Origin of the sequence: Streptomyces candidus, from assembly GCF_014207445.1 — a bacterium.
Lineage (GTDB): Bacteria > Actinomycetota > Actinomycetes > Streptomycetales > Streptomycetaceae > Streptomyces > Streptomyces candidus.
In genome coordinates, this window is the sequence record NZ_JACHEM010000001.1 from 180,977 (window position 1) to 193,775 (window position 12,799).

The following is a 12,799-nucleotide window of genomic DNA, read 5'->3' on the forward strand; positions in this document are numbered from 1 at the left end:
CCGCGGCGAGGTCCTCGGCCCCTGCGCCGGTGCGGGCCTACAGGGTTGCCAGGAACCCCACCGCCACCTTCCACGTCTGCTCCGCGGCCTTCTGGTCGAAGTCCGGCAGCTCGGCGTCGGTGTAGAGGTGCCCGGCACCCGGGTAGCGGTAGATCTCCACGTCGGCGCCGATGCGCTGCATCTGGAGGTACCAGGTGTTCAGCCAGTCGTCCGACTCGAAGGGATCCGGCGAGGCGACGTGCAGCTGTACGGGCAGTTCGTCGACGCTCGCTCCCTCCGCGATGTCCGAGGTACCGTGCAGCAGGAGCAGGCCGCGCGCCTTGTCGTCGCCGATGGCGAGGTTCTGCGCGACCGACCCGCCCCAGGAGAACCCGGCGTACACGAGCCCCTTGTCGGAGTGCGGTGCGGCGGCCAGCACGGCCCGTCGCAGCAGCTCGTCGCGGCCGGTCTTCTCCATCAGGGCGCGGCCTTCCTCCGCGCTCCCGGCGGTTTGCCCTTCGAAGAGGTCGGGCACGTGCACCTGGTGCCCGGCGGCGCGCAGCCGTTCGGCGGCAGCATGCACGGCCGGGCGCAGACCGTAGACGGAGTGGAAAAGAATGATGTCCATTCCGCAATCCTGCCAGTTAGCGTCGGAGTCATGGAGAACGTACTGCGCCCGTTGATCGTTCTGGGCGGCTCGGTCGTGCTCACGCTGTTGCTCGGCTGGGCCGTCGACCTCGTGCTGCGCCGAGCCGATGCACGCCACCACGAGACCCCTCTGTGGGGGCTGCTGCGCCGCTGCCGCCCGCCGCTCATGGTCGTCCTGCTCACCGCCTTCCTGAGAGGCGCGTACGACCAGACCGACCTCACCCTTGTCCAGGAGCACGAGGCGGGCATCGGGCAGGGGCTCTCCCTCGTCCTGATCGCCGCGACGGCCTGGCTGATCGTGCGGGTCGCGTCCACGGTCGTCGAGTCGACGTACGCCAGGTACGCGTCCCTGTCCCGGGACGCCGCCCGGGTCCGCCGGGTCCGCACACAGGTGACGCTCATCATGCGGATCGTGACGGCGGTCGTCGGCGTCATCGCCGTCTCGGCCATGCTCATGACCTTCCCCGACATGCAGGCCATCGGGAAGTCGATGCTCGCGTCCGCGGGAATCATCGGAATCGTCGCCGGTGTCGCCGCCCAGTCGACGCTCGGCAACCTCTTCGCGGGCTTCCAGATCGCGTTCGGCGACATGGTGCGGCTCGGCGACACGGTCGTGGTGGACGGCGAGTGGGGTGTCGTCGAGGAGGTCACGCTGACCTTCCTCGCGGTACGCACGTGGGACGAGCGGCGCATCACCATGCCCGTGTCGTACTTCACCAGCAAGCCGTTCCAGAACTGGTCGCGCGGCGGCGCCCAGATGACCGGCACCGTCTTCCTCCAGCTCGACCACCGGGCCCCGGTGGCGGCGATGCGCGTGAAGCTGCGGGAGATCCTGGCGGCCACCCCGTCCTGGGACGGCCGCGACTGGAGCCTGGCGGTGACGGACACCACCGCGAGCACCATGGAGGTGCGGGTGGTGGTGACCGCGAAGGACGCCGACGACATATGGACGGCGCGGTGCGCGGTGCGCGAGCAGCTCATCGACTGGCTGTGCACGCACCACCCGTACGCCCTGCCGAAGGTGAACACCGCCGAGGCGGTGCCGCCGCCGAGCGGCCAGTGGCCGTCGCAGGCCTCCCCCAACGGGCGGGCCCCGCGCGCCGAGGAGATCCACACCAACAACTCCGACATCCGTACCGACGACGACGCCCCGCCGCCGGGCGCGGACCGCGCGGACGGCCGCCGGGCCGCCGCCGCCCGCGGCCACCAGACGCGCACCGGGCGCGGCTAGAAACGGCGCACGACACGGCCCGCGGCGTACCGAGGCCGGACTCGCCCGCACGGGAGTCCGGCCTCCGCCGTCTCCGGCTACCGCCCGCGCGCAGGTAGCCGCCCTCGGCGTACAGCGCCACCGACCGCGGGTTGACGTCCGCACTGCGCCCTCGGACGCAGTCGCCCCCGGCGCGAATGCGCCGGGGGCGGGCCTCACCGCAGGCTGCGTATGTCCAACTGGTGCAGCACCCGGTCCACCACCTCGGGGTCCACCCCCGGTTCGTTCCGCGCCGCCAGCACCTCGTGCCGGGCCGCCGACATCATCTCGCGGCGGATCCGGCCGATCGCCTTCACCCGCTCGGCCCGCGACGCGTACGCCTCCCGGCGCTCGTCGTCGCCGATGTCCGGGCTGATCCGCGCCCCGATGTCGAAGGCGCCGCGCAGCAGCCGGTCCGACACCTCCTCCGGGAGTTCCTCCACCTCTTCGATCTCCTTGAGCCGCCGCCGTGCCGCCTTCGCCGCCCGCACCGCGAGCGTGTGCTCCAGTTCCCGCTCGGCGTTGGTGTCCGCCCGTACGCCCAGCTTGCGCACCAGCCAGGGCAGGGTCAGTCCCTGCAGCACCAGCGTCGTCATGATCACGGTGAAGGCGACGAAGAGGATCTCGTCCCGCGCCGGGAAGGGCTCCCCCGAGTCCGTTTTCAGCGGGATCGCCAGCACCAGCGCCACCGATGCCACCCCTCGCATCCCCGACCACCACATGACGACGGTTTCCCGCCAGCTCACCGGAATGTCCTCGTCCACGTCCCGCCGCTTGTGCAGCCGCTTGGCCAGCCAGGTCGCCGGCAGCAGCCACAGCAGCCGCACACCCACCACGGTTCCGGCGATGGCCGCACCCCAGCCCAGCATCTCGCCGAACCGCCCGTCGGCGAGGCCGAAGACGGAGTGCAGTTCCAGTCCGATGAGACCGAACGCGACGCCGGTGACCAGGGTGTCCACGATCTGCCAGAAGGTCTGTCCGGCGAGCCGCCCCTGCACGTCGTCCGCGTCGACCGCGTGCGAGGCGAGGTAGAGGGCGGAGGCGAGCACCGCCAGCACGCCCGAGCCCATGAACTCCTCCGCCAGGACGTAGCTGACGAACGGCACCAGCAGCGTCAGCCCGATCTGGAGGGTCGGGTCCCCCAGGAAGCCCATCAGCTTGTTGCTGAGCCAGCCGAGCCCGCCGCCGACCGCGACCGCGACCACCGCCGACAGCACCAGTTCGCCCATGGCCGCCGGCCAGGAGAACGTTCCGCTGACCGCCGCACCGATCGCCACGTGGTACAGCACGATCGCCGTGACATCGTTGAACAGGCCCTCCCCCTCCAGGATCGACACCAGCCGCCTGGGTAGCCCCAGCGATCCCGCGACGGCGGTCGCCGCGACCGGGTCCGGCGGCGCGACGAGCGCGCCGAGCGCGAGGGCGGCGGCGAGCGGCAGCCCCGGCACCACGGCGTTGGCCACGGCGGCCACCGCTGCCGTCGTCACGAAGACCAGTGCCACCGCCAGCAGCAGGATGGGCCGGAAGTTCGCGGTGAACTGCCGCCAGGAGGTGCGCTGCACGGCCGCGTACAGCAGCGGCGGCAGCACCAGCGGAAGGATGTACTCCGGCGGGATCTCCACGTTCGGCACGAAGGGGATGAGCGCCAGCACCACCCCGGCCAGCGTCATCAGCACCGGCGCTGGCAGCCCCAGTCGCTCTCCGAGCGGAACGGAGACGACCGCTCCGAGCAGCAGCACGAACAGCAGCGCCAATTGATCCACGGGGTGCCCTCCGGGCGGCTCGCAACGGTGACTCTGGGGTGATCAAGGCTTCAAGCGTGCCACGAAGCGCGTCAAACGGTCACAAAGGGGCTGAGCGGATGATCCGGCCGGCCCCAGGAACCCACGCGCGTCGGCACGCACACCGCGCAGCCGCCGGCGTCGCACACCGCACCCGCCCGGCCGTACCGCACCCCGCACGCGACCGCCGGTGCCGCACCGCACCCGGCCGTCGGTGTCGGATCCCGGACGCGCGGGCCGGTGTCAGAACTCGCGGCGCATGGCCCGGTGCACGATTCCCGCGTCGAGGAACTGAGGCCCGTACGCCGTGTACCCCAGCCGCTCGTAAAAACCCAGCGCACCGACCTGCGCGTGCAGGTCGATCGCCGTCAGCCCCCGCTCCCCGGCCGCGTCCTCGATGCCCCGCACCAGTGCGGCGCCGACGCCGAGCCCGCGCGCCTCCGCCCGGACCGCGAGCCGGCCCAGCGAGCCGACCTCGGGCCCCGCACCGGTGCGTCCGGCCGCGTCCGCCCCGTGCAGCAGCCGCCCGGTGCCCAGCGGCGTCCCGTCCGCTGTCACCGCCAGGACGTGCACCGCGGTGGCGTCGAGGTCGTCGTACTCCAGGTCGGCGGGCACGTCCTGCTCGACCACGAAGACCTCCTTGCGCACGGCGAAGCAGGCGTCGATGTCCTCGGGGCCCTCGGCCACCCGCACCGTGCAGGAGGTCATCGGGTCACTCGCTCTCGGCGCGGATCACGCCCAGCGCGTGCTGCAGGTCGTCGGGGTAGGGGCTCTCGAACTCGACCCACTCGCCGTCGCCGGGGTGCGTGAAGCCGAGCCGCATCGCGTGCAGCCACTGCCGGGTCAGCCCCAGACGCTTGGCCATGGTGGGGTCGGCGCCGTACGTCACGTCGCCGACGCAGGGGTGGCGGTGGGCGGACATGTGCACGCGGATCTGGTGCGTGCGGCCGGTCTCCAGTTTGATGTCGAGCAGGGAGGCCGCTCGGAACGCCTCGATGAGGTCGTAGTGCGTGACGGACGGCTTGCCCTCCGCCACGACGGCCCACTTGTAGTCGTGGTTCGGGTGCCGGCCCACGGGGGCGTCGATGGTGCCGCTCATCGGGTCGGGGTGGCCCTGGACCAGCGCGTGATAGCGCTTGTCGACCGTACGCTCGCGGAACTGCGTCTTCAGGGAGGTGTACGCGCGCTCCGACTTGGCGACGACCATCAGGCCGGAGGTGCCGACGTCCAGCCGGTGCACGATGCCCTGGCGCTCGGCGGCGCCCGACGTGGAGATCCGGTACCCGGCGGCGGCGAGACCACCGATCACGGTCGTCCCGGTCCAGCCGGGGCTGGGGTGGGCGGCGACGCCGACCGGCTTCACGATCACCAGGACGTCGTCGTCGTCATGGATGATCTCCATGCCCTCGACGGGCTCGGCGACGACCTGTACGGGGGTGGGCGGCGCGGGCATCTCGACTTCGAGCCAGGCCCCGCCGTGCACGCGTTCGGACTTCCCGACCACCGAGCCGTCGACCTGGACCTTTCCGGCAGCGGCGAGTTCGGCCGCCTTGGTCCGGGAAAACCCGAACATCCGGGAAATGGCGGCGTCGACGCGCTCGCCCTCAAGGCCATCGGGAACGGGCAGGGTGCGGATCTCGGGAATCGTACTCACCCGTCGAGTATGCAGGACCCCACCGACAAGCCTTACCGAAAGCCGCCTCCGCCTCCTGGCGACGGGCCCCTGACCTGCCCCCGCCCGCCTCCCCCGGGGCGGGCGCCGACGCCCGGGTCGCCGCCCGGCGCCGCGTCGGCCCTCGTCAGTCCTTGTGCACGGTGCCGTCCGGGTCCAGGCCGCGGAACGACAGGATCACGATCAGGATGCCGCCGCAGACGATGGCCGAATCGGCGAGGTTGAAGACGGCGAAGTTCACGGGCGCGATGAAGTCGACCACCGCCCCCTCCAGGAATCCGGGCGTACGGAAGATCCGGTCCGTGAGGTTGCCCAGCGCTCCCCCGAGGAGCAGACCCAGCGCGATGGCCCACGGCGTGCTGTAGAGCTTGCGCGCCAGCCGGGCGATCACCACGATCACCGAGGCCGCGATGATGGTGAAGATGATCGTGAAGGCCTCGCCGAAGCCGAACGCCGCGCCCGGATTGCGGATCGCCCGGAACTGCAACAGCTCACCGATCACGTCGATCGTCTCGCCACTGGGTTCCAGCTTGGCCACCACCAGCAGCTTCGTGCCGAGGTCCAGGGCGTAGGCGAGCAGCGCGATCACGAACAGGACCGCGAGCTTCCGCTTCCCCCGCCCGGCCGGCACCGCCTCGCCGTCAACCTGGCTGGACCCCTCCGGGGCCCGGCCCGCCGCGCCCTCGGCCCCACCGGCCGCTGACCCGCCGACGGGCTCCCCGGCTCGCGCTGTTCCCGCGCTGTCCCCGGCAGCCCGCCCCGCAGCAGCGCTCTCGGCCTTCGAGGGCTGCTCCGGTTCGGCTCCTTCCACATCTGGCGTACCGATGATGCGCTCCGCCTCTGCCACGTAAGTCCCTCGCCCTCAAACCTGAATGAGCACGAGGGTACGGCACACCCGTACGGACCCCGAGCCCCGACAACCCCGCCCTTCCGTGGCCTCCGGGGCAGGGGGCCGCCGAGCGGCGGACGGCGTCTCCCCTGCTCGACCGGGCCGAAGAGCCCGGGCAGGCGCCGGCCCGCACCGGAGGTGCACCCGCACCCGACGCCGGCCCCGCTCAGCGCCGCGGCAGCAGGACTGGACGGGACGCCCCGCGAACGCCCCTCAGTACCGCCGCTCCTGCTTCTGCTTGCACTCCACGCACAGCGTCGCCCGCGGGAACGCCTGCATCCGCGCCTTCCCGATCGGCTTCCCGCAGTTCTCGCAGACGCCGTACGTCCACGCGTCCAGCCGGTCCCGCGCGTGCTCCGTCTGCTCCAGCATCTCGCGGGCGTTGGCGGCCAGCGACATCTCGTGCTCGCGGGTGATGTTCTTGGTCCCGGTGTCGGCGTCGTCGTCGCCCGCCCCGTCCCCGGAGTCCCGCATCAGCCCGCTCAGCGCCTCCTCGGCGGCCGCGATCTCGGCGCGCAGCCGCAGGATCTCGCTGTCCAGCTCGGCCCGCGCCTCGGAGACCTCCGCCGGGGTCCAGGGGTCCTCACCGGGCCGTACGGCCAGTTCGCCCGGCACCGCCCCGGTCGTCGCACGCGCTGCCGGCACCGCCTGCTTCCCGGCCGTCGCGGCCCCGCCCGGACTCTTCTTCGCAACCACCGTCTCGGCTCCCGTCTCCGCGGCCTCGGCCGCCGCCTCGGCCGCGGGTGCGGCCTGTGTCCCGGCTTCTCCGGCGGGCGCCGCCGAAGCCGTCTTCCCGGCCACGGCCCTCTTGGCCGCAGCCTTCTTCACCGCTGTCTCCGCCGTCTTCGCCGCCGGGGCCTTCTTCGCCGCCTTTTTCGCCGTCTTCCCGGCAGCGGCGCGTTTCACCGGCGCCACCGCGTGCTCGCTGCCGCTCGCCCCCACGCTCTGCTCCTCCTCGGCGGACTGCTTTCCGGCCGCCGCTCCGGTGGTTCTCTTCGACGCCGTCTTCTTCGTTCCGGCGGTCTTGTCAGCCACCATGGCCGCGGCCCCTTCACATTTTGTGATCTTGCACGCGAATCGTGCTGGGACGATAAATCGGCCTCAGCGCCGCGGCAACGGGGGACTGCGCCGGTTGTGCCCTCCCCACGCGGTATCGAGACGAACCTGCATCCGTTGTGCCCAGCTCTCCGCCGGGTAATCGCCCCACGCGCGCGTGCCCGCACTCCGCCCGCCCGCGTATGGCCATTCGGGTCACTCCCGCCGCACGCCCCGCCCCGCGCTCCCCCCGCGCCCGCCCCGGAAAACCTGTCTGCCGCCGTCTGCGCGGCCCCGTACACTGGCCGGAGCGAAAGGCGTCGATGGGGCCGAGTAGCGCCGCACGCAGCGATGAGCGACCCGGGGACGGTGAGAGCCCGGGGGCGAGCACGGCGTGAAGCATCACCCCGGAGCCGCCGGAAGAAAGTCCGCCGCAGTCGGGCGGACGACTAGACCCGGCATCGCGCCCCTAATGAGGGGGCCGCGGACGCACGTCGTCCGGGGTCAAGGAGGGTGGTACCGCGGGAGCAGCACGATCGCTCTCGTCCCTCCGACGGAAGCCACCAGTCCGCCGGAGGAAGAGCGCCCGATGACACCGCCCCAGTACAACCCGGTCCCCGCGCAGGTCGACTTGCCCGCCCTGGAGCACGCCGTGCTCGACTTCTGGGAGCAGGCCAAGGTCTTCGCCAAGTCCCTCGAAGCCTCCGAGGGCCGCCCCGAGTGGGTCTTCTACGAAGGCCCGCCGACCGCCAACGGCATGCCCGGCGCCCACCACATCGAGGCCCGCGTCTTCAAGGACGTCTTCCCCCGCTTCCGCACGATGCAGGGCTACCACGTGGGCCGGAAGGCGGGCTGGGACTGCCACGGCCTGCCCGTCGAGCTGGCGGTCGAGAAGGAACTCGGCTTCAGCGGCAAGCAGGACATCGAGAACTACGGCATCGCCGCGTTCAACGACAAGTGCCGCGAGTCCGTCACCCGCCACACCGACGCCTTCGCCGAGCTGACCCAGCGAATGGGCTACTGGGTCGACCTGGACGACGCGTACCGCACGATGGACCCGGAGTACGTCGAGTCCGTCTGGTGGTCCCTGAAGGAGATCTTCAACAAGGGGCTCCTCACCCAGGACTACCGGGTCGCCCCCTGGTGCCCCCGCTGCGGCACCGGCCTCTCCGACCACGAGCTGGCGCAGGGTTACGAGACGGTCGTCGACCCGTCGGTCTTCGTCCGCTTCCCGCTGACCGGCGGCCCGCTCGCCGGTGAGGCCGCGCTCCTGGTCTGGACGACCACGCCCTGGACCCTGGTGTCCAACACGGCCGTCGCGGCGCACCCGACGGTCCGCTACGTCGTCGCCACCGACGGCACGGAGAAGCTCGTCGTCGCCGAACCCCTCCTGGAGAAGGCCCTCGGTGAGGGCTGGACGGTGACCGGCGAGTCCTTCACCGGCGCCGAGATGGAGCGCTGGACCTACCAGCGTCCGTTCGAGCTGGTGGAGTTCCCGAGCGCGAGCGAGGGAACCCATGAGCACAGCCCCACGGGGGCCCACTTCGTCGTCAACGCCGACTACGTCACCACCGAGGACGGCACCGGCCTCGTCCACCAGTCCCCCGCCTTCGGCGCCGACGACCTCGTCGTCTGCAAGTCGTACGGCCTGCCGGTGGTGAACCCGGTCCGCCCCGACGGCACGTTCGAGGAGGACATCCCGCTCGTCGGCGGTGTGTTCTTCAAGAAGGCCGACGAACAGCTCACCGCCGACCTGGACGCCCGCGGCCTGCTGTTCCGTCACGTCCCGTACGAGCACAGCTATCCGCACTGCTGGCGCTGCCACACCGCGCTGCTGTACTACGCGCAGCCGTCCTGGTACGTCCGTACGACCGCCGTCAAGGACCGTCTCCTCGAAGAGAACGAGAAGACCAACTGGTTCCCGGACTCGGTCAAGCACGGACGTTTCGGCGACTGGCTCAACAACAACATCGACTGGGCCCTGTCCCGCAACCGCTACTGGGGCACCCCGCTGCCCATCTGGCGCTGCGAGGACGACCACCTCACCTGCGTGGGCTCCCGCGCCGAGCTCTCCGAGCTGTCCGGCCAGGACCACAGCGCCCTGGACCCGCACCGCCCGTACATCGACGACGTCACCTTCGGCTGCACCCACGAGGGCTGCACCCTGACGGCGACGCGCGTGCCCGAGGTCATCGACGCCTGGTACGACTCAGGTTCGATGCCGTTCGCACAGTGGGGCTACCCGTACAAGAACAAGGACATCTTCGAGAAGCGCTACCCGGCGCAGTTCATCTCGGAGGCCATCGACCAGACCCGCGGCTGGTTCTACACGCTGATGGCCGTCGGCACCCTGGTCTTCGACAAGTCGTCGTACGAGAACGTGGTCTGCCTCGGCCACATCCTCGCCGAGGACGGCCGCAAGATGTCCAAGCACCTGGGCAACATCCTCCAGCCCATCCCCCTGATGGACCAGCACGGCGCGGACGCGGTGCGCTGGTTCATGGCGGCCGGCGGCTCCCCGTGGGCGGCCCGGCGCGTCGGCCACGGCACCATCCAGGAGGTCGTCCGCAAGACCCTCCTCACGTACTGGAACACGGTCGCCTTCCAGGCCCTGTACGCCCGTACGTCGTCCTGGGCGCCCAGCGCCGCCGACCCGGCGCCCGCGGAGCGCACGGTCCTCGACCGCTGGCTGCTCTCCGAGCTGAACGCCCTGGTCGACCAGGTCACCCAGGCCCTGGAGGCGTACGACACCCAGCGCGCCGGCAAGCTCCTGTCGGCCTTCGTCGACGACCTCTCGAACTGGTACGTGCGCCGCTCCCGGCGCCGCTTCTGGCAGGGCGACAAGGCCGCGCTGCGCACCCTGCACGATGTCGTCGAGACGGTGACCCGTCTGATGGCCCCGCTGACCCCCTTCATCACGGAGCGGGTCTGGCAGGACATGGTCGTCCCCGTCACCCCGGACGCACCCGAATCCGTCCACCTCGCCTCCTGGCCGGAGCCCGACCTGGCCGCCATCGACCCCACGCTCTCCACCCAGATGGCGCTCGTGCGCCGCCTGGTCGAGCTGGGCCGCGCCACCCGCGCGGAGTCGGGCGTCAAGACCCGCCAGCCGCTCTCCCGGGCCCTGGTGGCGGCCAACGGCTTCGCCGCCCTCTCCCCCGAGCTCCAGGCGCAGATCACCGAGGAGCTCAACGTCTCCTCCCTCGCCTCCCTGTCCGAAGTCGGCGGCTCCCTCGTCGACACGACCGCCAAGGCGAACTTCCGCGCCCTCGGCAAGCGCTTCGGCAAGGGCGTCCAGGACGTCGCGAAGGCGGTGGCCGCGGCCGACGCGGCAGCCCTCTCCCTCGCCCTGCGCGACGGCGAGGCCCCCCTCACCGTCAACGGCGAGACCATCGTCCTCACCCCCGACGAGGTGATCATCACGGAGACCCCGCGCGAGGGCTGGTCCGTCGCCTCGGACTCCGGTGCCACGGTCGCCCTCGACCTGGAGATCACCCCGGAACTCCGCAGGGCGGGCCTCGCCCGCGACGCGATCCGACTGATCCAGGAGGCCCGCAAGAACAGCGGCCTGGACGTCGCCGACCGCATCGCCGTCCGCTGGACCTCCACGAGCCCCGAGACGACCGAGGCGCTCACCGCCCACGCCTCCCTCATCTCGGACGAGGTCCTGGCCACGGAGTACGCGGAGGGCGCTGCTGACGACACGTTCGGCACCGCCTTCACCGACGAACCCCTCGCGCTGGCCTTCCACCTGCGCAAAGTCTGACCGCCCGCGTCACCGACGCGTCAGGGCCCGGAGGCAACAGCCTCCGGGCCCTGCTCATTCCCGCGAAGCCCTCCACCGCGCTCCGCCGGAGCCCCGCGCCCACGGCAAAGGGGCGGGCCCCGGAACCGAAGTCCCGGGGCCCGCCCCTCGCCTGCCGACGGCTACGCGCTCATCACGCGCACCGACCGCCTCAGTTGTCGTCCTCGTCGATGAGGAACCCGCGCATCGGCGAGGGCGCCTGCTGCATCGGCTGCTGGCCCTGCGGCCGCACCGGTGCCATCGGCTGGGTCATCGCCGGGGTCATCTGCTGCTGACCGCCGTACGACTGCGCACCGTTCGACTGGCCGTTGCCCATCGAGGGGCCGCCCATCGACGGGTTGCCACCCATGGAGTGACCCATGGACGAGGCACCGGCAGGTGCCATCGTGCTGCTCATCTGCGGGGCCGGCGGCAGCGAAGCCGTGGCCGGGGTCCGCGGCGGAGCCAGCGAGTCGTCCGCCTGGGTCTCCAGCTGACGCAGCTGCGACTCCAGGTAGGACTTCAGCCGGGTCCGGTACTCGCGCTCGAAGCCGCGCAGGTCTTCGACCTTGCGCTCCAGCGTGGCGCGGGCGGACTCCAGCGAGCCCATCGCGACGCGGTGCTTCTCCTGCGCGTCCCGTTCCAGTGCGTCCGCCTTGGCGCGGGCGTCGCGCTCCAGGCCCTCGGCACGCGAACGGGCCTCGCCGACGATCTTGTTGGCCTCGGAGCGGGCCTCCGCGATCGCCTGGTCGGCGGTCTGCTGCGCCAGCGAGAGCACGCGGGCGGCACTGTCGCCACCGGGCTGCTGCATCTGCTGCTGCGGCGGCTGCTGCTGCATCGGGTTCTGTCCCATGGGACCACCCATCGGACCCTGACCCATGCCCTGACCCATGCCGCCCTGCATCGGACCGCCCTGACCCTGCATCGGACCGGGACCGTGCTGACCCTGCATCGGGCCCTGGCCCATGGGGCCGGGACCGTGCTGGCCCTGCTGCGGGCCGGGACCGTGGCCACCGGGACCGGCGGGCAGCTGCGGCGGGCCGGGAAGCTGGGGCTGGCCCATCTGCGGCGGCTGCTGCTGTTGCTGCTGAGGCGGTCCTGATATGGCCGCGGGGACGGGCGCACCCGGTCCACCGGGCCGGTTGTCCTGCTGCTCCGGCTTGCGCATGCCCTGCTGCTGCTGGTTCTGCGCGGCCGCGCGGGTCGCTGCGGCCAGCTTGGCGCGCAGGTCCTCGTTCTCGCGGAGCAGTCGGGTCAGTTCGGACTCGACCTCGTCGAGGAAGGCGTCAACCTCGTCCTCGTCATAGCCTTCTCGCAGGCGGACGGTCGTGAACTGCTTGTTCCGCACGTCCTCGGGGGTCAGCGGCATCTCTTCTTCACCTCTACGTAGTCGTCGGCAGTCGGCAAGACCGTATCGCTCACATCCCGCGCCCAATGTTGTTCACAACACTGATCAGGATGTAGACGATGATCATCAGAACGAAGAAGGACAGGTCGAGTGCCACGCCCCCGAGACGCAGCGGCGGAATGAACCGCCGCAGAAGCTTGAGCGGTGGATCGGTGACAGTGTAAGTGGCCTCAAGAACGACCACCATCGCCTTGCCGGGTTGCCAGGAGCGCGCGAACTGAAACACGTAATCCATGACGAGCCGGAAGATCAGCACGACGAGGAAGCACATCAGCGCGATGTAGATCACGTCCAGTGCGATGCCCATTCCCGTGCGTCCCTCTCCCCTGGCTCTCGCCTCAGTCCGGCCTCGTG

The 12,799-nt window shown here is 71.3% G+C and carries 10 protein-coding genes; 2 read left to right on the forward strand and 8 right to left on the reverse strand.

Annotation, left to right across the window (positions count from 1 at the left end; all coding sequences use genetic code 11):
• Positions 1–37 precede the first annotated feature (37 nt).
• On the reverse strand, positions 38–607 hold the full coding sequence (locus HNQ79_RS00760; protein WP_185025678.1) for a dienelactone hydrolase family protein: 570 nt from the start codon (positions 605–607) through the stop codon (positions 38–40).
• Between the two features lie 30 nt (positions 608–637).
• On the opposite strand from HNQ79_RS00760, the gene HNQ79_RS00765 reads away from it, so the two are divergent.
• A complete protein-coding gene (locus HNQ79_RS00765) occupies positions 638–1,858 on the forward strand; it encodes a mechanosensitive ion channel family protein (protein WP_185025680.1) in 1,221 nt (406 codons plus the stop codon).
• Between the two features lie 194 nt (positions 1,859–2,052).
• Here the strand turns inward: HNQ79_RS00765 and HNQ79_RS00770 are convergent, their stop codons facing one another.
• The 5 genes from HNQ79_RS00770 to HNQ79_RS00790 all read right to left on the reverse strand — a co-directional run bounded on the left by HNQ79_RS00770 (position 2,053) and on the right by HNQ79_RS00790 (position 7,256).
• Positions 2,053–3,639, reverse strand: a complete 1,587-nt coding sequence (locus HNQ79_RS00770) for a Na+/H+ antiporter (protein ID WP_185025682.1) — start codon at positions 3,637–3,639, stop codon at positions 2,053–2,055.
• A gap of 261 nt (positions 3,640–3,900) precedes the next feature.
• Positions 3,901–4,365: a GNAT family N-acetyltransferase gene (locus tag HNQ79_RS00775; protein ID WP_185025684.1), complete on the reverse strand. Its 465-nt coding sequence runs from the start codon at positions 4,363–4,365 to the stop codon at positions 3,901–3,903.
• A 4-nt stretch (positions 4,366–4,369) separates the two neighbouring features.
• Complete coding sequence (locus HNQ79_RS00780) at positions 4,370–5,311, reverse strand: RluA family pseudouridine synthase (protein ID WP_185025686.1); 942 nt, start codon at positions 5,309–5,311, stop codon at positions 4,370–4,372.
• Positions 5,312–5,456: 145 nt separating this feature from the next.
• Positions 5,457–6,176: a signal peptidase II gene (gene lspA / locus HNQ79_RS00785; RefSeq protein WP_185025688.1), complete on the reverse strand. Its 720-nt coding sequence runs from the start codon at positions 6,174–6,176 to the stop codon at positions 5,457–5,459.
• 255 nt (positions 6,177–6,431) lie between these two features.
• The gene (locus HNQ79_RS00790; protein ID WP_185025690.1) at positions 6,432–7,256 is read right to left on the reverse strand and encodes a TraR/DksA family transcriptional regulator; all 825 of its coding nucleotides are present in this window, start codon (positions 7,254–7,256) and stop codon (positions 6,432–6,434) included.
• A 586-nt stretch (positions 7,257–7,842) separates the two neighbouring features.
• Between HNQ79_RS00790 and ileS the strand changes: the two genes are divergently transcribed.
• Positions 7,843–11,019 (forward strand): isoleucine--tRNA ligase, encoded by a 3,177-nt coding sequence (gene ileS, locus HNQ79_RS00795; RefSeq protein ID WP_185025692.1) that lies wholly within the window; start codon positions 7,843–7,845, stop codon positions 11,017–11,019.
• Positions 11,020–11,209: 190 nt separating this feature from the next.
• On the opposite strand, the gene HNQ79_RS00800 is transcribed toward ileS, so the two are convergent.
• Both HNQ79_RS00800 and HNQ79_RS00805 read right to left on the reverse strand, forming a co-directional pair.
• The gene (locus HNQ79_RS00800) at positions 11,210–12,406 is read right to left on the reverse strand and encodes a DivIVA domain-containing protein (protein ID WP_185025695.1); all 1,197 of its coding nucleotides are present in this window, start codon (positions 12,404–12,406) and stop codon (positions 11,210–11,212) included.
• A gap of 49 nt (positions 12,407–12,455) precedes the next feature.
• Positions 12,456–12,752 (reverse strand): YggT family protein, encoded by a 297-nt coding sequence (locus HNQ79_RS00805; RefSeq protein WP_185025697.1) that lies wholly within the window; start codon positions 12,750–12,752, stop codon positions 12,456–12,458.
• Positions 12,753–12,799 lie beyond the last annotated feature (47 nt).